23 protein-coding genes are annotated in these 25,299 nt (G+C 42.5%); 13 read left to right on the forward strand and 10 right to left on the reverse strand.

Going from position 1 to position 25,299, the window contains the following annotated elements; translation table 11 throughout:
- The first annotated feature begins 78 nt into the window (after nt 1–78).
- Nucleotides 79–1,452, forward strand: a complete 1,374-nt coding sequence (locus tag IW644_RS07520; protein WP_269917092.1) for an L-serine ammonia-lyase — start codon at nt 79–81, stop codon at nt 1,450–1,452.
- 82 nt (nt 1,453–1,534) lie between these two features.
- On the opposite strand, the gene cysB is transcribed toward IW644_RS07520, so the two are convergent.
- Nucleotides 1,535–2,509, reverse strand: coding sequence for an HTH-type transcriptional regulator CysB (gene cysB, locus IW644_RS07525; protein ID WP_118494818.1), 975 nt, complete (start codon nt 2,507–2,509; stop codon nt 1,535–1,537).
- 210 nt (nt 2,510–2,719) lie between these two features.
- On the opposite strand from cysB, the gene IW644_RS07530 reads away from it, so the two are divergent.
- Together IW644_RS07530 and IW644_RS07535 are read left to right on the forward strand one after the other, a co-directional pair.
- On the forward strand, nt 2,720–3,424 hold the full coding sequence (locus tag IW644_RS07530) for a sensor histidine kinase (protein WP_269917093.1): 705 nt from the start codon (nt 2,720–2,722) through the stop codon (nt 3,422–3,424).
- Between the two features lie 94 nt (nt 3,425–3,518).
- Complete coding sequence (locus IW644_RS07535; RefSeq protein ID WP_179983448.1) at nt 3,519–4,277, forward strand: hypothetical protein; 759 nt, start codon at nt 3,519–3,521, stop codon at nt 4,275–4,277.
- Nucleotides 4,278–4,305: 28 nt separating this feature from the next.
- Here the strand turns inward: IW644_RS07535 and IW644_RS07540 are convergent, their stop codons facing one another.
- Nucleotides 4,306–5,199, reverse strand: a complete 894-nt coding sequence (locus IW644_RS07540) for a LysR family transcriptional regulator (RefSeq protein WP_269917094.1) — start codon at nt 5,197–5,199, stop codon at nt 4,306–4,308.
- A 120-nt stretch (nt 5,200–5,319) separates the two neighbouring features.
- Between IW644_RS07540 and IW644_RS07545 the strand changes: the two genes are divergently transcribed.
- The 5 genes from IW644_RS07545 (at nt 5,320) to IW644_RS07565 (ending at nt 11,198) form a co-directional block, all read left to right on the forward strand.
- Nucleotides 5,320–6,027, forward strand: a complete 708-nt coding sequence (locus IW644_RS07545; protein ID WP_179983446.1) for a CoA transferase subunit A — start codon at nt 5,320–5,322, stop codon at nt 6,025–6,027.
- Nucleotides 6,027–6,680, forward strand: coding sequence for a CoA transferase subunit B (locus IW644_RS07550; RefSeq protein ID WP_269917095.1), 654 nt, complete (start codon nt 6,027–6,029; stop codon nt 6,678–6,680). Before IW644_RS07545 ends, IW644_RS07550 begins: the two co-directional genes overlap by 1 nt.
- A gap of 287 nt (nt 6,681–6,967) precedes the next feature.
- A complete protein-coding gene (locus IW644_RS07555; protein ID WP_269917096.1) occupies nt 6,968–8,293 on the forward strand; it encodes a DEAD/DEAH box helicase in 1,326 nt (441 codons plus the stop codon).
- 236 nt (nt 8,294–8,529) lie between these two features.
- Nucleotides 8,530–9,063: a hypothetical protein gene (locus IW644_RS07560; RefSeq protein ID WP_269917097.1), complete on the forward strand. Its 534-nt coding sequence runs from the start codon at nt 8,530–8,532 to the stop codon at nt 9,061–9,063.
- 173 nt (nt 9,064–9,236) lie between these two features.
- On the forward strand, nt 9,237–11,198 hold the full coding sequence (locus IW644_RS07565) for a hypothetical protein (protein ID WP_269917098.1): 1,962 nt from the start codon (nt 9,237–9,239) through the stop codon (nt 11,196–11,198).
- 370 nt (nt 11,199–11,568) lie between these two features.
- Here the strand turns inward: IW644_RS07565 and IW644_RS07570 are convergent, their stop codons facing one another.
- From IW644_RS07570 to IW644_RS07580, 3 genes are all read right to left on the reverse strand, one after another.
- Nucleotides 11,569–11,811, reverse strand: a complete 243-nt coding sequence (locus IW644_RS07570) for an EF-hand domain-containing protein (RefSeq protein WP_012518428.1) — start codon at nt 11,809–11,811, stop codon at nt 11,569–11,571.
- Between the two features lie 58 nt (nt 11,812–11,869).
- Nucleotides 11,870–12,865: an oxygen-dependent tRNA uridine(34) hydroxylase TrhO gene (trhO, locus tag IW644_RS07575; protein ID WP_269917099.1), complete on the reverse strand. Its 996-nt coding sequence runs from the start codon at nt 12,863–12,865 to the stop codon at nt 11,870–11,872.
- A gap of 78 nt (nt 12,866–12,943) precedes the next feature.
- Nucleotides 12,944–13,516, reverse strand: coding sequence for a VC2046/SO_2500 family protein (locus IW644_RS07580; protein ID WP_269917100.1), 573 nt, complete (start codon nt 13,514–13,516; stop codon nt 12,944–12,946).
- Nucleotides 13,517–13,637: 121 nt separating this feature from the next.
- Here IW644_RS07580 and IW644_RS07585 point away from each other — a divergent pair, with 121 nt between their 5' ends.
- From IW644_RS07585 to IW644_RS07595, 3 genes are all read left to right on the forward strand, one after another.
- On the forward strand, nt 13,638–15,278 hold the full coding sequence (locus IW644_RS07585; protein WP_179983436.1) for a response regulator: 1,641 nt from the start codon (nt 13,638–13,640) through the stop codon (nt 15,276–15,278).
- A gap of 271 nt (nt 15,279–15,549) precedes the next feature.
- On the forward strand, nt 15,550–16,791 hold the full coding sequence (locus tag IW644_RS07590) for a putative DNA modification/repair radical SAM protein (RefSeq protein WP_269917101.1): 1,242 nt from the start codon (nt 15,550–15,552) through the stop codon (nt 16,789–16,791).
- Between the two features lie 50 nt (nt 16,792–16,841).
- The gene (locus IW644_RS07595; protein ID WP_269917102.1) at nt 16,842–17,636 is read left to right on the forward strand and encodes a TIGR03915 family putative DNA repair protein; all 795 of its coding nucleotides are present in this window, start codon (nt 16,842–16,844) and stop codon (nt 17,634–17,636) included.
- A 157-nt stretch (nt 17,637–17,793) separates the two neighbouring features.
- Here IW644_RS07595 and IW644_RS07600 read toward each other — a convergent pair whose 3' ends face one another.
- A complete protein-coding gene (locus tag IW644_RS07600; RefSeq protein ID WP_269917103.1) occupies nt 17,794–18,636 on the reverse strand; it encodes a DUF6279 family lipoprotein in 843 nt (280 codons plus the stop codon).
- 210 nt (nt 18,637–18,846) lie between these two features.
- Here IW644_RS07600 and IW644_RS07605 point away from each other — a divergent pair, with 210 nt between their 5' ends.
- Entirely contained in the window at nt 18,847–19,851 is a 1,005-nt protein-coding gene (locus tag IW644_RS07605) for an ATP-dependent 6-phosphofructokinase (RefSeq protein ID WP_269917104.1), read from the forward strand.
- A gap of 120 nt (nt 19,852–19,971) precedes the next feature.
- Here the strand turns inward: IW644_RS07605 and IW644_RS07610 are convergent, their stop codons facing one another.
- The 4 genes from IW644_RS07610 to IW644_RS07625 all read right to left on the reverse strand — a co-directional run bounded on the left by IW644_RS07610 (nt 19,972) and on the right by IW644_RS07625 (nt 23,224).
- Entirely contained in the window at nt 19,972–20,799 is an 828-nt protein-coding gene (locus IW644_RS07610) for a LytR/AlgR family response regulator transcription factor (protein WP_269917105.1), read from the reverse strand.
- A 1-nt stretch (nt 20,800) separates the two neighbouring features.
- Nucleotides 20,801–21,874, reverse strand: a complete 1,074-nt coding sequence (locus IW644_RS07615) for a sensor histidine kinase (protein WP_269917106.1) — start codon at nt 21,872–21,874, stop codon at nt 20,801–20,803.
- 140 nt (nt 21,875–22,014) lie between these two features.
- Complete coding sequence (locus IW644_RS07620) at nt 22,015–22,476, reverse strand: Mpo1 family 2-hydroxy fatty acid dioxygenase (protein ID WP_179983429.1); 462 nt, start codon at nt 22,474–22,476, stop codon at nt 22,015–22,017.
- 64 nt (nt 22,477–22,540) lie between these two features.
- The gene (locus tag IW644_RS07625) at nt 22,541–23,224 is read right to left on the reverse strand and encodes a PilZ domain-containing protein (protein ID WP_269917107.1); all 684 of its coding nucleotides are present in this window, start codon (nt 23,222–23,224) and stop codon (nt 22,541–22,543) included.
- Nucleotides 23,225–23,412: 188 nt separating this feature from the next.
- On the opposite strand from IW644_RS07625, the gene IW644_RS07630 reads away from it, so the two are divergent.
- Nucleotides 23,413–25,236 (forward strand): M61 family metallopeptidase, encoded by a 1,824-nt coding sequence (locus IW644_RS07630; protein ID WP_269917108.1) that lies wholly within the window; start codon nt 23,413–23,415, stop codon nt 25,234–25,236.
- Nucleotides 25,237–25,299 lie beyond the last annotated feature (63 nt).

A 25,299-nucleotide genomic window follows, 5' to 3' on the forward strand; every position in this document is an offset into this window, starting at 1 on the left:
ATTAGCATTTCTGTATTGAGCTTTTTACGTAGCGCATGCATGATCTTAATATTACTTAGTTTTAATTTATGAATGTTTATGATCAGTGTATTCGATATGTTCAGTGTGGGTATTGGCCCTTCAAGTTCGCACACAGTAGGACCGATGAAAGCAGGTGCAGAGTTCGTTTCTGAACTCGCGCAGGATACTGCGCTTTTCGATTCAGTTGATAGCGTAAAAGTTGAACTGTTTGGGTCACTGGGTCAAACAGGCATCGGACACGGTACCGGGAAAGCTGTCATTCTTGGTTTGTTAGGCGAAATTCCCGACGTAGTGGATGTTGACACTATTGACAGCAAACTTGAGGAAATTCGTAATTCCGAACTACTGTGCCTCAATGGTCAGAAGCAAGTCCATTTCCCCAATAAAAATGCGATTGTATTTCATCGCCGTAAGACACTGCCTAAACATGCTAATGCACTGACGTTTTACGCCTACTCGAAAAGTGAACTGGTTAGAGAGCAAACCTATTACAGTATTGGTGGCGGCTTTATTATCAAAGACGAAGATTTTGACGCAACTAAAGCCCATGCCGCTAGCCTTCAAGCTTCGGTGCCCTTCCCTTTTAAAACCGCTGAAGAATTACTTGCTCTGTGTAAGAACAACGGTTTAAGTATTAGCTCTTTGATGCTGCGTAACGAAACGACTTTTAGGCCGAAACATGAAGTAAAACAGCAGTTACATCATATTTGGCTGGTAATGAAAGCATGTATTCAACGCGGTATTGAGAGCGAAGGCATACTGCCTGGAGGCCTAAAGGTAGTGCGTCGCGCACCTGGGCTTTATCGTCGCCTTCAAACTGAGCATACGAATGATCCCATGCAAACTATGGATTGGGTGAACCTTTTTGCTTTAGCAGTAAACGAAGAAAATGCAGCGGGAGGGCGTGTTGTCACCGCGCCTACAAATGGTGCTGCAGGTATTATCCCCGCCGTACTTCAATACGTGGATAAATTTATTAGACCCGTTGATGAAGAAGTAGCAAGCCGCTTCCTTCTTACCGCTGGTGCTATTGGCATACTTTACAAAGAGAACGCATCTATTTCCGGCGCTGAAGTGGGTTGTCAAGGAGAAGTGGGTGTTGCATGCTCTATGGCTGCAGGCGCCCTTGCAGAAATAATGGGCGGGACAGCGGCATCCGTAGAAAATGCTGCAGAAATCGGCATGGAGCACAACCTTGGATTAACCTGTGACCCTGTAGGTGGCCTGGTGCAAGTTCCATGTATTGAGCGTAATGCCATGGGTGCAATTAAAGCAATAAATGCTTCTCGCCTTGCACTACGCGGTACGGGTGAACAAAAAGTGTCGTTAGATAAAGTCATTAAGACGATGCGAGATACGGGTAATGATATGAAAACAAAATACAAAGAAACAGCGCGAGGCGGTCTCGCGGTAAATATCATCGAGTGTTAATAATAAACGCACAATGAACAGAGATTAAAAATTAAAAAAGGGGCGACAGCCCCTTTTTTATTCGTATTGGTTTTTCACAACGTTACTTAACTGGTAACGTCACGCCCTTGAACATTTTTTCAACTTCTTCATTATTTTTCAGCATCATAGCTTTTTCCACCTTGTCTTTAGTAAGGTGAGGCGCGAATCGCTCAATGAAGTCGTACATGTAACTTCTAAGGAATGACCCTTTTCTAAAGCCAATCTTTGTTGTGCTGTAATCAAACAAGTGGCTCGCGTCTATTTTAACCAAGTCATCGTCTAACTCTTCACTAACGGCCATCGACGCGATTACACCAATACCTACACCCAAGCGCACATAAGTTTTAATTACGTCAGCATCGGTGGCAGTGAAAACAATTTTTGGTGTCAGTCCTGCTCTTTCAAAAGCTTGGTCTAATTCTGAGCGCCCTGTAAACCCGAACACGTAAGTCACTAACGGATACTTTGCAATATCTGAAATATCTATAGTGCCCTTTTTAGAAAGCGGGTGATCTTTGTTTACAATTACGCTGCGATTCCAGTGATAACACGGCAGCATAACTAAATCGTTGTACAAGTGAAGCGCTTCAGTGGCAATAGCAAAATCAGCTTCACCTTTAGCGGCTAGGTCGCTAATTTGAGAAGGCGTACCTTGATGCATATGTAACGACACCTTGGGGTACTTTGTCATAAAACCTTGGATCACGTCTGGTAACGCATAGCGTGCCTGAGTGTGCGTGGTAGCGATATTCAGCTTGCCTTGGTCGGGAAGTGTGTGTTCTCTTGCAACGGCTTTGATGCTTTCTACTTTCGCAAGAATCTCGCGAGCAATGTTGATTACATCATTACCCGCGTCGGTTACGTGAGTAAGGTGCTTTCCGCTACGGCCAAAAATTTGAACGCCTAATTCGTCCTCTAGCATACGTACTTGCTTGCTGATACCTGGCTGTGAGGTATACAAGCTTTCTGCCGTTGCAGACACATTCAAATTATTATTGAGAACTTCTACGATATACCGTAGTTGCTGTAGCTTCATATTTTACACCGTATTATGGGATCGACTGACACTTTACTTCCTCCGTTATAACCAAAACTACGGTTTTTTACTAGTTGCTATTACAAAATTAGCATTATAAAGTTGAATTTAATTCATTTTTTTACAAATTTACGCGTAATTTGCCCTTCATTTTCTAATCTCTTCTACAGTATGTTTAGGGTTAAAGAGTCGCACGGCGTTTAATAGATAATGAGCAGTAGTAAACAAGTTACATCTTCAATCGATTTTTCATCTGTATTAGCTGCCGCTGTACACGATATGAAGAATTCACTATTCCTCTTAATTCAATCTATTGAAACATTAAGCGATTCGCTTTCACCGCAAAACACTGAAGCAAGAGAACAAGTAGCAAGTGTCCATTATGAAGCATCAAGGCTAAACACGAATCTTGTACAGATACTCTCTTTATATCGAGCAGAATTAGAAAGCTTGCCTATTACTGTTGATGAATGTTTCGTCAAAGATTTAGTTGAGGATGTTGTCGGCTCCAACGCACTCTACGTATCTCAGAAAAATATAGAAATTACTGTCGATGCTGAAGAGGACCTAAGTTGGTATTTAGACAGCGAGTTAATTTATTTGCTTTTAAACGACGTGATTATAAATGCAATGCGCTATGGCACATCAAAGATACTTGTTTCAGCCCATATTGATGAAGATGAGTTTATGACTTTAAGGGTTGAAGATGATGGTAGTGGATACCCCGAAGCAATGTTGTCAAAAAGCCACGACGCGCTATGTGACTTTGAATTAAGCCAAGGTAGAACAGGCCTTGGGCTGTTCTTTGCTAAACTCATTGCAAATGCGCATTCGCAAGGCGACAGAATAGGATCAATTACCCTTTATAATGGTGGAAGCCTAGGCGGGAGTGTATTTGAAGTAAAAATACCGTAAGATTGTCCGATAACAATAGATAATTCAAAAAGTAACGCTCGTGGTTGATAAAAAACTGACGTTATAAGATGTAAAAACAGACGGAAACACACGCATGTACGTGATTATTATTATTTTGATTGTTGTTTTGCTAATCGCAGCTATTTTCATTAATGCAATTCAACAACATCGTCAAAAACAAGAGGCAGAGCGTCGAACTGAGTTGGCGAAGCAGCGCACTATTGTTGATGAAACCGAAAACATTATAGCCGCAAGTGTAAATATGCCGGTTTCTTCACGAATCATGGGTATTCTTCATAACCGAATTCTTAATGCGCTAAAAACCATGAATGAATTATCGAGCACCGCAGAATTAAAACAACGCATAGCGAGTAGCGAGCAAGCCACGGCAGCGGCGCTCTCAGACAAGTCAACGAGGGCCTCTGAGTTTTCGCTGCCCGATAACGATAAAATGATAATTCAGTACATCCAAGCAGTTAAGAAACTGCGCATAGTGCTTCGCTCTGAACATAGCAAAGGGCAAATTGATTCAAAAGTATTTATGGATGAAGATAAGCAATTGGAACGTTTGCAGGTCAAAGTAAACGTAGAGACGCTTATTAAGCGCGGCCGCGCAGCACTGCAAACCAATATGTTGGGTTCAGCAAGACAATATTTTGAAAAAGCCAAAACAGCGCTGGAAAATCAGAACCCACAGGATGAATACTCTGCATCTAAACTTTCCACACTCAACGAGTGGCTTAACGAAATTCAAAGCAATCTTAAGAGCGTTAACGAAAAAGATCGCGCTAAAAAGCAAGAAGAGGAAAGAGACGAACTGGACGAGCTATTCGCTCCTAAAAAGAAGTGGTAGCCCCTACTCTCGTATATAACATTGCGTATTATGTCTTTTGAGCATAATGCGCAATAGCCAAGTCCCACATCGACTGAGCTGGTAACGACAACCCCTTTCTTGCGTTTTTGATTATTCCAATGCTTTTCACTAAAGGCTCATCAGCAATGCTTTGGGCCACAAGACCAAGCCCCTCCATTTGATCTTTACAAATAGCAGGCATAATAGATATGCCCAAACCATTTTGTATAAGTTTTCCAAGGGTAGATAGTTGCCCTGTTTCTGCGATGATATTTAACTCGCCGTACTGCTGAAGTTTAGACTGCGTCCAGTGACGTACCGCCGACCCCCTGTTCATCATTACTAAGGGGAACTGGAGGCAATCCCTCCAATTGAGTGCTTTGCCCAAGTTAGGCAACAACGTTTTATTTCCTACTACAACAAATTCATCGGTAAAAAGGCTGTTGAACACCAGGCCATCTTTGCGTTCTGGCTCAAAAGAAAAGCCTATTTCACTGCGCCCGGTAGTTACTTCGTGAATAACTTGCTCCATAACAACATCCACTATTCTTAGGTTTACGTTAGGAGTACGTTGATGAAACATCGATAATATATTGGGTAGATGTGACTCGGCAAAGGAAGGCATGGCACATACAGTGAGTTGACCCTTCGCCAAAGCGAATAGGTTTTGCATGTCTGAAAAAGTGTTGTCCCAGTCATGAAGTAAACGCAGCGCGTTCGGGAATAACACCTCTCCTTCAGGCGTTAAGCTTACGTTGCGTGTATTACGCTGAAACAATTTACCGCCTAATTGCTCTTCCATTTTTTTTATCGCAGAAGACAAAGCGGGTTGGGTTAGGTGCAGGTTCACCGCAGCTTCCGCAAAGGTTGAGGACTTAGCCACTTCAACAAACGCCTTTACTTGACGGTATGAGACATCCATAAGTGTCATCCTTTAAAGCTAATTAATAAATAATATTTATCAATTGAAAGATTAATTCGATTTTACATATCTTGCAACAATGCTGATACTTATTTTTAACAAAAGCATTGGAGATAAAAAATGGCAGGGTTTAACAAAGTTGTATCCTCGTACGATGAAGCCATGGCAGGCCTTGAAGATGGTATGACGGTCATTGCTGGAGGCTTCGGCCTTTGTGGAATTCCAGAAGGCCTAATTAGTCAAATTAAGATGATGGGAGTGTCAGGCCTTACCGTAGTGTCTAACAACTGTGGTGTTGATGGTTTTGGATTAGGCCTTTTACTAGAAGATAAACAAATATCAAAAATGGTATCTTCCTATGTGGGTGAAAATGCGTTGTTTGAAAAGCAATTACTCAACGGTGAGTTAGAAGTTGAACTAACTCCACAAGGAACACTTGCCGAAAAAATGCGAGCTGGTGGTGCAGGAATTCCCGCATTCTACACTGCCACAGGTTATGGCACGCCGGTTGGTGAAGGGAAAGAAGTTAAAGAGTTTGATGGGCGCCCTTATATTCTTGAGCATGCCATTACTGGCGACTTTGCAATTGTAAAAGCCTGGAAAGCAGACACTTACGGTAACTGTGTTTATCGCCACACGGCACAAAACTTTAACCCTATGGCAGCAACCGCCGGCAAGATCACTGTTGTAGAAGCAGAAGAAATTGTAGAGCCTGGCGAGCTTAACCCTAGCGAAATCCATACGCCAGGGATTTATGTAAATCGCGTGATTAAAGGTTCATTTGAGAAACGCATAGAGCGCCGTGTAGTTAGTAAGGAGACCGTATAATGCTTAGCAGAGAACAGATTGCAATGCGCGTAGCCCAAGAGTTCAAAGATGGAGATTACGTGAATTTAGGCATTGGTATCCCTACCCTTGCGGCTAATTATGTCCCCGATGATATTAGCGTTATGCTGCAGTCGGAAAACGGCCTTTTGGGTATGGGGCGTTACCCCACTGAAAGTGAAGTTGACGCCGACATGATAAACGCAGGTAAAGAGACGGTGACAGCTATAACCGGCGCATCGATATTCAACAGTGCCGAGAGCTTTGCCATGATCCGTGGCGGACATGTAGATTTTACTGTGCTAGGTGCTTTTGAAGTTGATGTATCGGGCAATATTGCCTCGTGGATGATACCGGGCAAACTAGTTAAAGGTATGGGCGGCGCCATGGACCTTGTTGCTGGCGCGAAAAACATAATTGTTACCATGACCCATACCGATAAACGCGGTAACCCTAAGTTACTAAGCGAATGTACATTACCCTTAACCGGCGTGAACTGTATCACACGCATAATTACTGACTTAGCGGTTCTGAGCGTTGAAGACGGCGCCTTTGTTCTTCAGGAGCGCGCACCAGGCGTTAGCGTAGACGAAATCAAAGAGAAAACCGGTGGAAACCTTGTTGTACCTGAAAACGTACCAGAGATGCAGTTTTAGAAAGTTTAATACATAAACACGACACGTTTACATACAACATTATACTTTTGCGTTTAATTAGGTTGCGCTTACTATGTAGCACATAATGTGTTCAAGGTAAGCGCGACTCGTGAGGCAACATGCTAATTCGTTTATTTTAAGACTATACTGCCCCAACACAGCGGTTGTTTGTTCGTTATCAGTGCCATACACCTGACTTTATAGCGGGTAACGCAATAAGCCTTTTAATACACTGTGCATTAAGGGATAATGCGCACGAACGTTATTTTTAAAAAGGCTCACCATTCTTGCTAGTTACTGATTTACCTGTCCATCATAAAATTATTTCAAAGCTCGAAACGAAAAACATTTCGACGCTAACCGAAATTCAAGAGCGTACTATGCTTCCTGCAATACAAGGTAAGGATATCATCGCGTCTTCAAAAACAGGGTCAGGTAAAACCTTCGCCTTTTTAGTACCTGCTTTAAACCGGCTAATGTCGCAAAAAGCGCTAAGCAGACAAGACCCGCGTGCACTTATCCTTGCTCCTACACGTGAACTCGCTAAACAGGTTTTCATTGAAGCAAAATCAATGTGTACTGGGCTAAATCTTACTTGCTCGCTTATTGTGGGCGGTGAAAACTACAACGACCAAGTTAAAGCGCTTCGACGCAACCCTCATATCATCGTGGGTACAGCAGGTCGTGTTGCCGATCACCTTCTAGACAAAAGCGTGTATCTAAACGGTCTAGAGTTGCTGATTTTTGATGAAGCCGATCGAATGTTAGATTTAGGCTTCTCTGCTCAGCTTAAAATGATTAACGACTATGCTGATCACAGAAAACGTCAAACTATGCTGTTTTCTGCCACGCTCGATAATATTGAGCTTAAGCATATGACAACGCAGTTGACCCAAGGTGCTGTGCGCGTAGCGGTAGGAGACTCAACGGCAGAGCATGGCGACATTGAGCAGAAGTGCTTCTTTGCAGACAACGTTGATAACAAAGATCAAATCTTACAGTTTGAGTTGGCCAAACGTACCTACAACCAAGCTATCGTATTTACTGCTACCCGTGAAGATACCGATAGAATTGCAGCATTGCTTAACGAAGAGAATTTAGAAGCTATTGCTCTTCGTGGTGATATGCTACAAAGCCAACGCGCAGCAGTAATGAGTGCATTTGCTCGTGGGCAGCACAGTATTTTGGTTACCACTGACCTCGCCTCCCGTGGTCTGGACCTGTCAAAGGTTGGCTTGGTAGTTAACTTCGACCTACCCAAAAACGCCGATGAGTATATTCACCGTATTGGCCGCACAGGTCGCGCTGGGCAAAAAGGCGAAGCTTTCTCGTTAATTGGCCCGCGCGATTGGAACAGTTTTGAAGGGCTTAAAAGTCACCTTCAATATGCTTTAGAGTGCTCACCGCACGACGAATTCGCAGCCTCGTTCAAGGGTTTCAAGCCAAAGAAAAAAGTGTCGAAAAAAGCCAACGCGCAAAATGGTAAAAAGCGTGTGGCTAAACCTGTTAAACCAAATGTGAAAAAGCGCGTTGATACCATGCTGGGTGAAGATATCGGAATGGTTCCTGTGAAACGCAAACCAAGGAATACACAGCAGGACGACGACGAGTAAAACCCGTTTATTAGTTAACACTAATCCGCCGCTAATTATCATAGACTAGCGTTAATAGCGGCGGTCATCGCTTCATTTATTCCTAACAAATATTCTCTTACATACTTTCTCTATCATAGCTTCGTAACACATGCTTTAATTTGCATATATAGCGAGAGATTATCCTCTAGCGTTATTAGTTATTCTAATTACCTTTAAAGCTTCTTTAGCCTTTCTTTAAAACGGACTTTATAGACATGAAAGCATTAAAACTCTTCTCAATATTACTCGTTGCTGTACTCATTATTTCCGCACTTTTTTATGAAAAGATAATTGCGAGTGTCTTATTGCCTCAATACATTGAATGGGCGCATGAAACTGACCATAAGGGGCTTGAAGTTGGCGTACCGTTAAACGAAAAGGAAAGGTTACTTGCGTCCAACATAGGTGTTAAACACCCCGAGAAGGTAAGAATTGTATACGTTGATGCAGTACCCTATCCCTATGAAAACTTTGCTTTGAAGGTATTTGGTGAAGCAGTTGGGCTTGTCGGCGAAGGAATCATTAACAACGCACAAGTCTTTGGTTATTCGATTTACGCGCGTAAAGACTTTGTACTTAATAGACCAAAATTAGCCCATGAGTTGGTCCACGTGTTACAAATTGAAAGAGCTAGCTTAGACGAGGTTGTTACTCAACATTTCTTCGATATGGCTGAGTACGGCTACGACCAAGCACCACTAGAAGTCGAGGCAGCAAAAGCTAATAAAAAATACAGCGCAGACTGGTAGCCTTTACTTGGTAGTATAGTTATCAAATCTTTACTTCAGAATAGGCAACTAACATTTATGGTAATAATGCTTCCTTTTCGTACTCATACTCCGTATATTGTTGCGCGCTTACTCTCGGGATGGGATAGGCCCATCCCGTAGGGATAAAACTAGAAGTAAAACAAGGAAGCTAAGTGAAAAACAAAATCATCTTCACCGCGGCAATATCTGCCGTACTTATGGGTTGCGGCTCTGGCGGCTCAGATACACAAGAACCACCTGTACTTCCGATTGAACAGACTGATACTTCACCTGCCGATATTACTGTTGCTAATATCTACAACGCTGTACTGGGTGAAATGATCGACACTCCTATTTTTACAGTCTCGGATATTGATGCACCTGTAGATATTTCTATCGAGGGTGGTGAGTATAAAGTGAACGATGAAGAGTGGACATCGGAACCCGGAACAGTTGAAAATGGAGATAAACTTACCTTTCGCGGTATGTCACCTGACATCTATGTAGATATTGTGAACGGACAGGCTGTTAATCCTTCTCGGGATGTAACGTTCACAATCGGTGATATGGTACGTACATTTACTATATATGTAGCACAACAAAATGACGGCGCTGATATTTTACCAGACAGCATTACTATCGAAGATAAAAATAAACATACGCTAGGCGAAGTGGTTATCCTCGGCCCTTTTACCGTCTCAGGAATTGAGACCGAAATCCTGTCTGATGTAACTAACGCTGATTTGCAGATAAATGACGGGGAGTGGACCTCCGATCCAGTTTACATTGAAAATGGCGACACCTTCATGGTGCGCTACAGCGCACCAGATAACTACGCTGAATCAGCTGTGCTTGCTTACAAATTTGGTGACATGATGGGCACATTCACCACCGAGACTTACTCGGAAGAAAACATGCCTTCAAACATTGTTATCAAAACACACTGCGAGAACTATTCCTACAGTCACTGTGATACGCCTATGAATATATGGACATGGGAGGAAGGCAGCGAGCCAGTTGAAATCGAATTCGATCCAGCAGATGGAGACGTCATCATCCCCAACCGGGGTAACGGCACAGTTAACTTCACCGTTTACTGGCAAGACCAACAGTACCAGACTTTCTACGAGTCTTATATTGAGGCACCAGGTGGCACCTATGCTCCTTTTACCAGTTTGTACAAGCCGGAAGAAGATGAGCAGTGTAAAGATATTATGCTATTTTTAAACACCGGTGATGTAAACTTCGATAATGATGCTTACATAGAGGTGAGTACCGATACACCATATCCCCCTTCACAAGTGGCTAATCAAACACACTTCGATCGTAACGCTGAAGGAGATCTTCAGGGTATCGTTACAGTTTGTCATGCTGAGAATCTTGCAGTAGCCTACAATTCTCGACTTTCCTATGGTGTTCGACTTAATGAGCACTCGCTTGCAGGAGCAATCCGCATTTCAGATATTCCAGATGGTGGCGCTGCGGAAATTGTGCTTACGGAAGCTCCTATGATAACTGTTAACACAGCCACGCCTGCCTTTTTTATAACAAGCGGGCGTTCTTCAACGGAAGGAACTAGTGGTATCGTGCTAGAGAGGTTCACAACCGCGCCAGGAGCTCACACCACCAATTCTTTTAGATTATCAAAAGCAGAGGCTTTTGAATGGCCATTAGTGCTTGCCGCGCTAGCGGATACACAGCGTAGCAATTTTAATATGGGCACACTAGCATTCAACATCGACCAGGATGCCTCGTATTACGATATCTCATTTATAGACTTTGGTCTTTCGGTGCAAAGTTCACCGGAGATGGTATTTGAAGATAGCGAAATAGCTTATAGTGTTACCAGCGACGTAAAACCGAATACGCTGGAAGCAACAGTCTCTTACTTAGATCGAAGCACATCGCCTTTCACATATGTGCTACATACTGTGCACGCGCCAGGCCCGACACAAGAACAAAATGTCTTCACTCTGCCTTCCATTAATGGTATCGATTTGAACGCAAACTATGAGTTTGCTTACTACATGCTCAGCGTATATGACGATCCTGAAATTGATACATTTCAAGAAGAAGTTTTTCCTAAAACTGAAGGAATACGACTGGTGAACTATAACACCGTAACCTCCTTCTAACTAAAACCAACAAAGGGGGAGTAAACGCCCCCTCTTACTCAGCCCGAATAATTGTTTAAGGGAACGAAAAGCACTAATAATGGAGTTGGTTTTTTACTTTACTGTTAGTGTGATAATTTTATTCGAATACAACCAATGGTCTCGACAAACGCAAAGTATGAACTGCTATCATTTAAAACAGGAAATCGTAATTTAGGTAATTCTCTCGCGAGTCGAAACTGAGTTACCATCAACAGATCACACAAATAAAAAACGAGTGCTTAAAAGCACTCGTTTTACTTGTATTTTTAGCGTGGTCTAGACGTTTCCCAACACGCTTTGGAAAGCGTATTGAAAAGCACCAAAAAACGATAGGTCTTACTAAGTAAACTTAGTACTCCCACCACCCTTCTTGCCACCACTCCAAAAACTCTTCGAAGTCGATGTAACCATCGTCGTTACTATCGATAAGCTTAAAGCCTTCTTGTACGTGGCTAGCTTTAGTCTTTGGCGAAATTACGGTTAGAAGCTCGATGAACTCAGGTAAATCGATTTGGCCATTGCCATCACGATCGAAAAAGCTGAAGTCCTTTCTAATTTCTTCAATTTTAGATTCTGAAAGTTGAGTGCTCACTCGCATTCCTTATTTCAACTGCAATAAACACGAGTGTAACGCCCTTCTTTCTGACTGTCTACGCCTGATTTTCTTTTGCTTTAAGTGCGCGTAAACGTTGAGCTTCTGCTTTTTCCTTACGCTTTTGTTCCATGGTCAAACGCGCTTCAGTACCCACGTGTTCCTGCTGACGCTCTTTTGCTAGCTGAACCTGCTTTTCGCGCTCTCTAAAGCGAGCAATTTGGTCGTCGGTATGCGTGCCGTAACAATGAGGGCAGCTTACGCCAGGCTCATACTTATCGCTTTGCTTATCTTCTTCAGTAATAGGGAGTCGACACGCGTAACACTGTTCGTAATGACTCTTTTCAAGGTCGTGGTTTACCGCAACGCGATTATCGAATACAAAGCAGTCGCCTTCCCACATAGACTCTTCTTTCGGCACATCTTCAAGATACTGTAAAATGCCGCCTTCTAAGTGGTAAACCTCTTCAAACCCCTGCTCTTTCAAATACGCTGTCGACTTTTCACAACGAATGCCGCCAGTACAGAACATGGCTACTTTTTTGTTTTTTGACGGGTCGAGTTCTTTTTCTACGTATTCTGGGAATTCGCGAAACGTGTCGGTTTTAGGGTCAATGGCGTTTTTGAAAGTGCCAATTTCTATTTCATAACCGTTTCGCGTGTCAATTACGGTTACATCTGGGTCGCTTATTAGCGCATTCCAGTCTTTAGGCTTGACGTAAGTGCCTACAGTTTGGCGAGGGTCGATACCTTCAACGCCCATGGTCACGATTTCTTTTTTAAGTTTCACCTTAGTGCGATAGAACGGCTGTTCGTCGTGAAGTGATTCTTTGTAGGAGATAGGATTGATACGTTCATCGCTATTCAGATAAGCGAGCAATGCGTCGATACCTTCACGGGTACCTGAAACTGTACCGTTAATGCCTTCGTGAGCAAGTAGAAGCGTACCTTTTATACCATTTGCTTCCATAGTTTCTAGAAGCGGCTGGCGGATTTCTTTAAAGTTTTCAAGCGCAACAAATTTATACATTGCGCATACAATATATTTAGACATATTTTAACCTTTGCTGATTGGAGCGTAAGACCAGTGCAAAAATGCGGCGCGGAATATAACAAAACTGCGCGTTAAAAACTAGGCGATATTTTCAAATGAAGAAAAGTCTGGCGTTGTAGCTTGGTGCTTATCTTTCCCATATTTCCCGTCATCGGCGTCGCCTTGCGAAGATATAACATCGTAAAGTAACGTATTATCTTCTTTTATGGCGTTGTCATATTGCTTTTTCAGTCGTTTCTGCGTAGCTAGACTGCAGTTGTCTACAACGTCATCCGGGATGCGCTTCGCGTCATCGGTTTGAGCTAACGGCGCAGGCTTCATGCTAAGAAAAAGGCGTGCACTTTCATAGTCAGTAGCGAGTAAATTTGAGTGCACATGCATGTCTGTCCACTCATTTTCACTAACGGATAATGAGGGGCGCTTGTAGTGGTTTAACGCTGCAAGTTGCGCCTCTATACTATTGGCGGTGTCAGCGTCTGACGTTGCCGCTTCAATTTCAAACGGTTCAGCTACGCTATGTTGCTGCATTGCAAGGTATAACGAGAACAAGGCCCCCTGCGACGACGCGCGAGCAAGTACACCACTTCGCTCCCAGTAAATACTGGGGTCTAGTGTTGTTTGTTCATTTGCTGAGGATAAATCTGGCGACATACGTACACAATGCGGTTGTTGTATACGTATGTTGTCGGCAAGATAATGTTTTTCTTAAGCTTATTTCCTAAAGTTAGATATACTTCTACTAACTGATAGTGTGTTTATTCACGGATTCGAAATGCAATTTAGCAACAAACAAGTACTGATTGTTGAGGACCAACGTCCTTTCCTTCTTCTTTTGAAAGGGCTAATGCATTCAATGGGGGCGTCTGATGTCGTCACTAAATCTTCTGCTGAACAAGCGGTATCGCTGTGTAAAAAGCACAAATTTGATATTGTAATTTGCGACTTACACTTGGGTGCTGATACCAAAAATGGCTATGAACTTATAGAAGAGTTGCGCACGCGAAGGCTTATCAACCCAACCTCAGTATTTATTCTTATCAGTGCAGATAGTGCTCGACCGGTTGTGCTTGGCAGTATTGAACGTCGCCCAGACGATTTTCTAATTAAACCCTTTTCACAAGTACAGTTAAAATCTCGCATCGTTCGTGCGTGGCAAAAACGACAATTTCTTCAACAAGCGTTCAACCTTATAGAGCAAGGTGAATACAACAGTGCCATAGATCATATTGAGACACTTTTAGAAAACCCTCGCCACTACAAAGGACACTGCGAACAACTGCTAGTTGAACTCTATTGGCGTATTTCTCAACCCCAAAAAGCTCTAGATGTACTAAAAGAATATATTGAAGGTAGGCCTGTGCTATGGGCACAAATAGCAATTGGTAGAACCTATTTGCTGTTGAATGAATATGAAAAAGCGATATCCATTGCCAAGAAAACGTTAAAACGCAACCGTTTCAATGCAGATGCTCATGATATTCTTGCGCAAGCGCATCACGCCTTGGACGCAGGTGAAAAAGCCCTAGATGCAATTAGGGAAGCTATCAAGCTTTCCCCGTTTTCATTACCTCGTCATTATAAGGCTTGTGAAATTGGCCGGGAAAATGACGATTTAGTACTAGCAGCCAACTCTAGCCAAGCAATTTGGAACCTATCAAAACGCACTGTACATAAAGCAAGTTTACATTGGTGCACAATGATACGTAGTTTACTTGATGTCGCTGAATCTGCTGATGACAAAAGCCAGCGCAATAAGTATCAGCAAGAAGCCCTACTCACATTACAGCGGGGTAAGTTTGATGAGCACCTATATAAAATTGACAGGGAGTTTGACGTAGAAATTTTTGGCAATATTGTAAATGCAAGGATAAGCGCGATTGATGGTAAACTCATAGACGCAAAGCGTCATCTCAATACATCTCAAATACAGCTTGATGATAAATACGCAGAAGTACCTACAGCGTTCATTCCAGATAGTATTAACGTTATGTACAAACTAGGAGAGTTCGACGACGCGCTGCAGTTAAGTTCTCTACTTTCATCGAGGGGTGAAGAACTCGACCAAAACAGTTCTTACATGTTAAAGACACAAGCGCAAAACGCACAAAAAAGCCTCGCAAGTTATCAGCAATTTAACCGTGAGGGCATCCAACATTACCAGCAACAAGACTTTGAACGCGCTAAAGCGTCGTTTGCCCTTGCTCAAGGTTTTGCACCTGTTAATACAGGTGTTGCACTTAACCTGCTTCAATGCCTTCTTCAAATAGCCATAAAAGAAGATAAAGCGGAAATGAAGTTAATAAACGAATGTAAGCGTTTGTTTAAGCTGATTGATGATATGACGCTTAAGGCGCCATACAAAGAAAAGTACGAAAATATTCGAGATGAACTTTCTAAATATATTGGCTTTTGATACCCAGTGACATATTAGTTCTTTTTAAAGCAACCCTACCTTTTTCTATCGCTGGTTAATCATTGCTATTAGCCTATACATCTGTGTTGTAAGCCGCGTTGGCTAACATTAAATCTTTCCCCTCTACTGCCGTAACCAATTGTACTGTATAAATATACATGCTATAACGCAATACCATGCAGCTTATGCCAAAAAAACGCTCATATCGATACTTTGGTTAAAAACACTAGGCTGTTTAACTGTGATTGGTTAAAGGAAGTAAACATCGGCGATGCATGACAGACTGATACAAAAACTTGAGATTCTTTCCGATGCGGCCAAGTACGACGCGTCTTGCGCAAGTGGTTCAGCAGGTAAACGACAAGCTGGAAAAACCGAAAAGACCGGTATAGGTTCGCTTACCGGTGGCTCGGGGATATGCCATAGCTTCACACCAGATGGAAGGTGTGTTTCGCTGCTTAAGATCCTTATGACAAACTACTGTATTTATGATTGCCATTATTGCATTAATAGGGTTTCAAGCAATGTTCAACGGGCGCGTTTTACAGTTAAAGAAACGGTAGATTTAACCCTAAATTTTTATAAGCGCAATTACATTGAGGGTTTGTTTTTAAGTTCTGGAATTGTGGGTTCGCCCGATATCACTATGGAAAGCATGGTACGTATTGCAAAATCGCTACGTCTTGATCACGGGTTTAAAGGATATATTCACCTTAAAACTATCCCGAATGCGTCGCCAGAACTACAAGCAGAAGCAGGTCTCTACGCTGACAGACTTAGTATTAATGTGGAAATGCCTACACAGTCTTCGCTAAACAAGTATGCCCCAGAAAAAGATCTTGGCGATATTCACGGTTCGATGAATACGTTAAAAGAAAAAATCGCAGAGCATAAAGTAGACAAAACATATTCGGGCAAACGCCCTCCACGGTTCGCACCTGGGGGGCAGTCTACGCAAATGATTATAGGAGCCGATGGGTCAAACGATAAAACCATTTTAGGCACAAGCGTTAAGCTCTACAGCGATCAGAAGCTTCGGCGTGTGTATTACTCAGCATTTTCCCCTATCCCTGATGCTTCGGAAGTTTTACCGCTAAAACCGGCGCCATTGATACGAGAGCACCGCTTGTATCAAGCAGATTGGCTTTTACGCTTTTACGGTTTTGGCCTAGATGAAATCTTGCAAGACGACATGTTAGATATGGACTACGACCCGAAACTTTCATGGGCATTACGTAACCGTCATCTATTTCCCATTGATTTGAACAAAGCTGACAAACAAATGCTGCTACGCGTTCCCGGTCTTGGTGCGCGAACGGTACAAAAGATTTTATCTATAAGGCGTAATACAAAGCTCAACTGGATTGACCTTACTAAAATGCGGCTACCTCTTAAAAAATTGAAGCCTTTTATCAGCGTTGGAGATTACTTCCCTGATATCCATTTACTCGACAGTAATAATTTCGAGCTTCAGTTTAAACAGCCTAAACAGTTTGAGTTGTTTAGCGCTTGAGTGTGTTGTTAATGCAGCTAAGCCAACCGTAGTCTAAAAGGTAGCTTTATATGAAGACCATTACCATTACTTCAATACCTGGCTTTGATGAATGGCGAGAAGCTTCGCGAGAATGCATTGCTGAGCGCATTCCCCCTGAACATATTATTTGGCAGAGCGCTCATTCTGTACAAAACGATCTGTTCGGTAGTGATGATGAGCAATGCGAAAGTAAAAGGCCGCGAAGCAAGCTTAGTATTCCTAAACCCACACTGATGCTTTTAAAGTATGCCCTATGCCATAACGATGATAAACGATTTGCGCTTTGTTACCGAGTGTTATGGCGTGTCGTTTATGAAAATAAGCAACTCATACAAATGAAAACTGATGACGATGTCATCCAGCTTTTCGCGATGGCGAAAGCGGTAAAACGTGATGCTTACAAAATGAGTGCCTTCCTGAGGTTCAGAGAATTAAATCTAGAGGGGCAAGAGCATTTTGTAGCCTGGTATGAACCAGAGCATTTCAGTTTAGAGATAAAGCTTAACTTCTTCCAAACACGTTTTAAGAATATGCGGTGGTCTATATTAACGCCCTATCGTGCAGCTCATTGGGATACCGAAACCCTAGTATTAGAAGATAACCCCGATCCAAGCGTTGTACCCGATGATGATCGCATTGAAAAATACTGGCTGACTTATTACGCCAATATATTTAATCCAGCGCGTATCAAGACAAGTGCGATGTTAAATCAAATGCCTAAAAAGTATTGGAAAAATATGCCAGAGACGTCGCTGATAGACGATATGATTAAGCAATCGGACGCTCGGGCCAGAAAAATGATAAACGATGGCAATAAGCACTGAGTCAATACAAATGAGCTTGTATTAACGAGCTAACACAAACGAATAACCATAAACGAGCTTGGCCCATAAACTCTGAGCTAGTACATCTGAGCCAAGCTTTATTTAGCGCTGATTTGTGTAATTCTACTTTGGATTAGTATCTCTTTGTAATACCAACTTAGTCTCTAAAATTTTCAACAGTATCAATTAGATCATCAATACTTTCTATAAGGGTTTCTCGTTGCTCGTCAGTTAGTGTGGTGAAAAGCTCGGATATTAACGTAGCGCTAACGGTCATATTGTGTGCGCTGCTTTGCTTGTAAATATCGCTTTTATAGCTATCTGGGTTTTGCATTAGATCAACCAGTTCCGCTTCAAAATTATCGTTAAATTTACGGGTTACAAATAGCTTTCGCGCCGCATTTTGAATATTCCTACGATAGGTAAGCCATTCCCCCGCCGTAGAAATAAACTGGGTCGCGTAAGTGGACACTATCTGCTTTTGTTCGCTAGTTAGCTTGCCTATGCGTTCACTGATAGTCTCCTCAATGCTCTCGACACGCTCTTTTAACCGTTCTTCTTCAGACTTTTCCAGCGCCTCTTTTCGCTCTTCTTCTTCCTCTTTGTTATCTTTTTCGAGGGCAGCAAAAAGCGTAACAACTTGTTCGTCATCGAGTGTTTTGGCTATTTCTGCTAATGCAGGGCTAACTTCATCACGCACTCTTTCCCAATGCGCTCTTGCGTTTGCAAGGTGTTCATGGACAGAGTTTGAATCTAAGGCCCCTTCTTTGATCTGACGTTTAATATCGGTAAGTTGAGCTTGGTAACGTTTAAGTTCAGAGGTTTTGTGCCAGCGTAGCCAGTTTTGAAGATAGTCATCAAATTTTTCTTCTTGCTCATCTTTAAGCTCAATATAGTCGTCCATGTACCAGTAAACCCACCAATCCAGGTTGTTGTAGGCCAATTTGGAACTACATGATGCAAGAAACGCAACAGAGATAAATACTAACAGTACACGCATAACTCATCCTTTTTTGTTAACTACGTCATTTGCTGCAAATTCGCTTATTAACTTCAATTAAAAAACAGACGTAGGTGCTGAAACGCTCGCTACTCGTTCTGCTTTGTTATTTTAAATTATTTAAATTCTCTACAATACATATGTTCACTTTACGTCTTGTTACCTTAACGTTACCTTAACTGTAATACTGGTAAAAAGAAGGACTTTAATGTGTCAAAACGTGTCGCAATTTTAACCTCTGGTGGCGACGCACCAGGTATGAATGCATGTATACGTGCTGCAATTATCGCATGCCAGAAAGCTAACTATACGCTGCTTGGCTATAAGCATGGTTACAATGGACTGTTGCAACAAGAGTACATTCCCCTATCGCTTGACACTACCCACAACTTGATCCAACAAGGCGGTACTATTTTGCACAGTGCAAGGTGCAAAGAGCTTAAGCGCCAAGAAGGCATTAAAAAAGCAGCTAACAATTTGATGAAAGCAGAAGTTGATACGCTTATTGTGATTGGCGGCGACGGCTCATTTCGTGGTGCAGCGGAATTAGGGAAAGAATGGGACGGCCAAATTTTGGGAGTTCCCGGCACGATAGATAACGACATTAGCGGCACAGATGCAACCATCGGCTATTTTACCGCTATAGACACTGCGATGAGCTCTATCGATAAAGTTCGAGATACTGCAGATGCATTTGAGCGTATATTTCTTATAGAAGTCATGGGCAGGAACGCGGGCTTTTTAGCATTGAATGCTGCACTCTCTTCTGCAGCCGACTACGTGGTTGTACCGGAATTTTTTGAATCTGCTGAAAAAGAAATAGAGAAACTTGTTGCTCAAATAAAAGCCCAGCGCGCGTTAAAAGGGCCAGTTAGTTTCATCGTCGTCGTTGCTGAAAACGTATGGCCAAATGGCTTAGCTGGCCTTACTGAGGCATTACAGAGCCACGATATCAGTGACGTCAGGCCGGTAACCTTAGGCCATGTTCAACGTGGTGGCTCGCCTGTTGCCCAAGACAGGTTGCTCGCAACGACGCTCGGAGAGTTCGCTATAAGTTTAGTCGGTAGTGACATTACTAACATTATGGTGGGTGAAGTAAATCAACGCCCTGTTACTGTCCCCCTTAACAAAACGTGGGAAAACACTAAACCCCTGAACGAAGCCCGTGTTGACGCTATGCGTACGCTTATGAATGAGCGATACAGCAGCAACTGAATTGACGGTTAGAGGCTATAATTAAATAGCAAGAGATTTGTTAGTTACTTAAAACCACAAACAAAAAAGGCGTTGTCTATTTCTAAACAACGCCTTAAACATTTTACTACTTGAGCTAAGTTACATTTTCATAGCCGCTTTGACTTTATCGCGGTGACTACGGCTTACCTTAAGTTCTGTATCGTTTTGGAGTATTAAGTGGTACTCGCCACTGATGTGACTGACTAGCTTTTTGACAAAACGAATATTAGCTATGGCGGAACGGTGCACGCGAACGAAAAATTGCGGGTTTAGTTCTTGCTCAAGCTCTTTCATGGTTTTACGCATTATGTGCATGCCATCAAGCGCATGTACGCACATGTAATCGCCTGCTGCATCAATCCATTGAATGTCTTGTACGTTTACACGGGTTACTTCAGAACCATCTTTGATCGCTAAAACATCAGGGTAAGGGTTCGTCTCAACCGGCTCTCCGTTAGCTAATTTACGTAGAATTTCCTCGCAATCATCACCGGTTAGTTCTGCCACTAGGCTCACCAACTTTTGAGACTGCTCATCTTGATGTTGGGTTGAGAAGTATTCACGAACCTTATCTAACGCAGCGCCAAGACGCTCATCGTCCGCTGGCTTTAACAGATAGTCTAGCGCGTGTATGTCAAAAGCTTTAATCGCATAGTTGTCGTAGGCAGTTACGAAAACAATCATTGGAATTGGCTGCTTTAATTCACGAAGCTTGTGAATAACTTGAAAGCCATTTAAACCCGGCATTTGAATGTCTAAAAACACTAAGTCTGGACGATGTTGAGAAATACTGCTCACAGCTTCAAGACCGTTCTGACATTCTGCAAGAACCTGTACATCATCATGGCGTTCCAACCTTGCACGAAGGCCTCTGCGCGCTAAAGGTTCGTCGTCCACTACAATGGTTTTAATTACTTGCTTTGTCATGTTATGCGTCCTTAACTTCATACGGTATGCGAATTCTAACCCGCACACCGGAAGGCTGATTGTGTTCTATAGAGAATGCAAAATTACGATGATAAAGGGATTGCAAACGCTCTTTTATGTTGGCTAAGCCCACACCATTTTCACGGCTAAGGTTGCCATCTTTGATATCTGCGCCTGGGCCGTTGTCAGCCACGTCCATCAATAAATCATTACCAAACGTACGTGCCGTTATGGAAATACGACCACCATTTTCCATCTTAGATATGGCATGCTTTATTGAATTTTCAATAATTGGCTGCAAGATCATACTGGGTACAAGCGCACTTTCGCACTCTTCGTCGATATCCCACTGTACATCTAACCTATCATCAAAACGCACCTTTTCTATTTCAAGATAAAGTCTTAACGCCTTTATCTCTTGACCTAACGGGACGCGTTTTATCGGGTCATTGTCTAGCGAGTAGCGCAAGAAATCACTTAAGCGCGAGACCATAGCCTCCGCCGTATCATTTTCTTTCAAAAGGATAAGGGTAGAAATAGCATTCAGCGTATTAAAAAGAAAATGCGGGTTAAGCTGATAGCGAAGCATTTTGATGTGCGCCTGGTGAGCCATGGTGCTGGCTTTAAGCGCATTTTGCTTTTCTTTTTGCAGCATCTGAAAGTTTTTGATGCCGAAGTACACGCCACTCCAGCAGCCCACCATTATCAATGAGTTAATGGTGTTGGTGAAATACATATACCATTCGTCTGGGCGATACCCGTGTTTATATATTTCCCAGTAGTTAATGTTTTTCACTACTGCCCACAATAACGCTATTAGATAACACGACACTATCACTATTATGATCATGTTTAGCGGCGATTGTTTCCTTGCCCAACGATAAACGTAGCGCAGTGGAATGGTTAACAACCACCCTGCATAGGCGTTTAGCATGATTATAAAAACCCAAATGGGCCTTACATCATGAAGAAACGAACCGATGTAATAAATTATCGCAAACCCTGCCCAGCCTGCGCTGTGCAACGTCCAAAATAACCGCTCATTACTTTCTATTACACGCTGAAAGCGACTCACAATATTACCAATTTAAAAACTAATATGAAGATTATACGCCAGCCTTGCTGTGACCCAAGCGGCTTGGTCGTACACCTTATACCTCTGGTCGCAGGGCAAATTCTTGAAATAAAGCATTTTTCAATAGATGGTCGCTTATATTAATAGCTTATATTCATTCTCTTTAGCCAGTGAACCCACCACCAAGCAGGACCAACTAAAAGAAAGCGTAGATCTTCGAAGAACGATGGTTTTTTGCCTTCTATATGGTGCCCAATAAACTGCAATACCCACATGACGACAAACAAAACTAAAGAGAATAACCATACTGAGATATTAAAGTGCTCTAACGTATTAACAGCGCCAAAGCATAATATGGTGAGCAGTGTCATTGCTGCACCTATTGGCCCAGACAACATGAAGTAATAATAGAGCACGGGGACTGCAATAATGTGTGCCCAGGTTATATCAAACTGGGCAATAAAATCGGGTACCGGCAAGCTCCAAAGCAAGCCAATAGAAACGAAGTAAATACTTGGTACGGCGATAGCGTGAATGATAACGTTCGTTTTGTTTTGATGGCTTTCGCCATACTGCATTAAAAGCCGCTCAATGCTTCTCATACCTGCCCCTTTGCCTGTTTTTAATAATTATCTAAATCGCCCCGAAAACACGTTTAACGAACCACTAGGTCAACAATGTATGTCGGGACAACAGCGTTTTTATCAGTTTTTCATCACAGGTAAAGGCGAGCCCATAATAAACCATATCGCTTTCATGCTTATGGTTTTTAACCCTTGCTGTGAGGGCTACTTCTTTACCGTCTAAAGAATAGTTTAGCCGAACTTCGGCTTCATCAAGCATTACAGGCCAATTTGGCTTGACCTGAAGTGCAACTTTGCATCCTTTTTCACTCAAATCAATGATTATACCTGTCACATTTTCATCTTCTGGATACACTTCAGACTCCAATGTAACAGATACGCCCAATTGCGCGCGCTTAACCGCGCGAAGCCCTATACTTTCGATGCGTTTAGGAAACGTTGTGATAAGTAAACCTGAAGGCTTAGCGAGCAACTTTAAAACTTTTACTTTAAAAGCAATAACTTGGCCAGTATCGCCTTCAAGTATGGAACGAACGACAACTTCGTTACCTACAGTGAGTGCATCGCGAACGGTTATCCACTTGGCCGAGGTGGGGATATGAAAAAGCAAGCACTCATCTGTAAGCATGCCAATATAGTCTGTTTTTACACGCTTCGGCGCAGCAGGCATCGCAATTTGTAAGTCGACGATATCGCCAGGTACTAACGTTCGCAACGATTCCAAATTATCTTCGTTCAATAAGTCGCTTTGTATTTTGTCAGCCATTTGTATTTGTTATTGCTGGATTTAATGTAAGTTCATCCAATTTACGCATCAAATCAAAACTAATCAACACTATGATGGTAAACCGACTTCTATAAACGTAAAGATCTACAGGCTGCTTGCCTATCTATTGGGATTAACCTAATAGATTGATATAGTTAAGGTATCTTTTTTTACCCTATTGGACGTCTATGCCTTCTGCTCTTCACTATACGTTAACTATTTCAAATTGGCGTGCACACCAATTTACTGTTGCGCTACACATTCCTGAACATAAAGATTCATCGCTAACACTTACTCTTCCAAGCTGGATCCCAGGAAGCTACATGGTTCGCGACTTTGCTAAAAGCATAATTAGATTGAGTGCTACGTTAAGTACCAGCCACATAGAGAATTCTAGCGACGAAAACTCCGATAGGGTTCCGGTAACTAAGCTCGATAAACAAACGTGGCGTGTTGAAACTGACGGTAAACCTTGCACCGTTAACTACACGGTTTATGCCAATGACTTGTCAATTCGCTCTGCCTTTATGAACGATCAGTACGCATTTATAAATGGTACGAGTGCGTTTTTACGGGTTTCGGGTTTTGAGCAATCAGCCTGCGAACTAGACATTGAACTCGATGATAGTGACCCATCTACCGCAAATTGGAAGGCTTACACCTCTATGCCAATTCGCAGCGAAAGTACGACTTCGAAGCGCTGGCATTACGCCGAAAAGAATTATGATGAACTCATAGATCACCCTATTTACGTTGGTATTGCAGACACCCACAGCTTCGACGTAGACGGTATTACTTTTACGTTGCTTTTCTCTGGCAACAACAATATTGATTACCCGCGCATAGCTAGAGACCTCGCCCCTATTTGCAAGCATCACTTGGACTTGTTTGGTGCTCCACAACCCATAAATAATTATCTGTTTATGACTCTGCTTGCCGATAACGGCTTTGGTGGTTTAGAGCATAAGCACTCAACCGCCCTTCTTTATCCGCGTTTTGATTTGCCACAGATAGGTGAAGGCGAAAACAAAACCGACAGCTACATAACCTTCTTAAGCTTGTGTAGTCATGAATTCTTTCATACATGGCATGTGAAGCGCATCAAGCCTGAGGTGATGGTTCAACCTGATCTATCTCAGGAAACCTACACCAACCAGCTTTGGATTTATGAAGGTTTTACAAGCTTTTACGATGACGTAACCCTAGCAAGAGCTGGTGTTATTGAGCCACAAAAATACCTCGATATTGTGGCTCAAAATGTCAGTCGTCTGTTACAAAACGCTGGGCGTTTTAAACAAAGTGCAGCTGAAAGTAGCTTTGACGCTTGGACAAAGTTTTACAAACAAGATGCGAGCGCTACTAATAATATTGTTAGTTATTATACCAAAGGCGGCATTATTGCCCTTGGATTAGATTTACTGCTTCGCAAAAGGTCAAACAATCAAGTAACCTTAGACAACTTAATGCAACTGCTCTGGAAGCATTATGGCGTTGACGAGTGTGGCACACCCGATAACGTGATTCAGTCGCTTTGCAGTTCCCATTTTGGCATTGATGTTTCAGACTATTTAGACAGTGTTGTTTATGGCACAGACGATGTAGAGTTGGCTTCATTGGTTTCCGACATGGGCGTTAATTACAACACCCGTACACGTGTGTCAGCTGACGATAAAGGCGGTTTTTCACAGCTGCCTTCAATTAAAAATCAGCTTGGCGCCACGTTAAAAGCCGCATCGATTGGACTAACGGTAGTTCAGGTATTTGAAGGTCTTGCTGCGATGAAGGCAGGTATTCTTCTTAACGATGTCATTATTGCTCTAGACGGCCATATTGTTAATGTTCAAAAGCTACAGCGCTTATTGGATAACGCGCAGACCTCGACGGTAGACATAACACTGATTCGCGATGGGCGACTTTTAACGCTGCCTCTTGAAGTCACTCAGGCCAGACAAGAAATGGCATACTTTGAAATTACTGATGAAGAGAAACTTAATCAGTGGTTAGGTAAATAAAGCAACGCTTTATTACTAAATAACAATACTAAAAAAAATACTTAAAAAGATTACTAAAAAGGC

It is taken from the genome of Alteromonas sp. PRIM-21, from assembly GCF_027563165.1.
Lineage (GTDB): Bacteria > Pseudomonadota > Gammaproteobacteria > Enterobacterales > Alteromonadaceae > Alteromonas > Alteromonas macleodii_A.

What these genes read in the sequence shown, in the direction of transcription:
- IW644_RS07585 (WP_179983436.1), top strand. Translation starts at nt 13,638, where the DNA reads ATGCAATTTAGCAACAAACAAGTACTGATTGTTGAGGACCAACGTCCT.
- IW644_RS07625 (WP_269917107.1), bottom strand. Translation starts at nt 23,224, where the DNA reads ATGGCTGACAAAATACAAAGCGACTTATTGAACGAAGATAATTTGGAA.
- IW644_RS07580 (WP_269917100.1), bottom strand. Translation starts at nt 13,516, where the DNA reads ATGTCGCCAGATTTATCCTCAGCAAATGAACAAACAACACTAGACCCC.
- trhO (WP_269917099.1), bottom strand. Translation starts at nt 12,865, where the DNA reads ATGTCTAAATATATTGTATGCGCAATGTATAAATTTGTTGCGCTTGAA.
- IW644_RS07590 (WP_269917101.1), top strand. Translation starts at nt 15,550, where the DNA reads ATGCATGACAGACTGATACAAAAACTTGAGATTCTTTCCGATGCGGCC.
- IW644_RS07545 (WP_179983446.1), top strand. Translation starts at nt 5,320, where the DNA reads ATGGCAGGGTTTAACAAAGTTGTATCCTCGTACGATGAAGCCATGGCA.
- IW644_RS07520 (WP_269917092.1), top strand. Translation starts at nt 79, where the DNA reads ATGATCAGTGTATTCGATATGTTCAGTGTGGGTATTGGCCCTTCAAGT.
- IW644_RS07560 (WP_269917097.1), top strand. Translation starts at nt 8,530, where the DNA reads ATGAAAGCATTAAAACTCTTCTCAATATTACTCGTTGCTGTACTCATT.
- IW644_RS07595 (WP_269917102.1), top strand. Translation starts at nt 16,842, where the DNA reads ATGAAGACCATTACCATTACTTCAATACCTGGCTTTGATGAATGGCGA.
- IW644_RS07535 (WP_179983448.1), top strand. Translation starts at nt 3,519, where the DNA reads ATGTACGTGATTATTATTATTTTGATTGTTGTTTTGCTAATCGCAGCT.
- IW644_RS07550 (WP_269917095.1), top strand. Translation starts at nt 6,027, where the DNA reads ATGCTTAGCAGAGAACAGATTGCAATGCGCGTAGCCCAAGAGTTCAAA.
- cysB (WP_118494818.1), bottom strand. Translation starts at nt 2,509, where the DNA reads ATGAAGCTACAGCAACTACGGTATATCGTAGAAGTTCTCAATAATAAT.
- IW644_RS07630 (WP_269917108.1), top strand. Translation starts at nt 23,413, where the DNA reads ATGCCTTCTGCTCTTCACTATACGTTAACTATTTCAAATTGGCGTGCA.
- IW644_RS07620 (WP_179983429.1), bottom strand. Translation starts at nt 22,476, where the DNA reads ATGAGAAGCATTGAGCGGCTTTTAATGCAGTATGGCGAAAGCCATCAA.
- IW644_RS07600 (WP_269917103.1), bottom strand. Translation starts at nt 18,636, where the DNA reads ATGCGTGTACTGTTAGTATTTATCTCTGTTGCGTTTCTTGCATCATGT.
- IW644_RS07610 (WP_269917105.1), bottom strand. Translation starts at nt 20,799, where the DNA reads ATGACAAAGCAAGTAATTAAAACCATTGTAGTGGACGACGAACCTTTA.
- IW644_RS07540 (WP_269917094.1), bottom strand. Translation starts at nt 5,199, where the DNA reads ATGGATGTCTCATACCGTCAAGTAAAGGCGTTTGTTGAAGTGGCTAAG.
- IW644_RS07530 (WP_269917093.1), top strand. Translation starts at nt 2,720, where the DNA reads ATGAGCAGTAGTAAACAAGTTACATCTTCAATCGATTTTTCATCTGTA.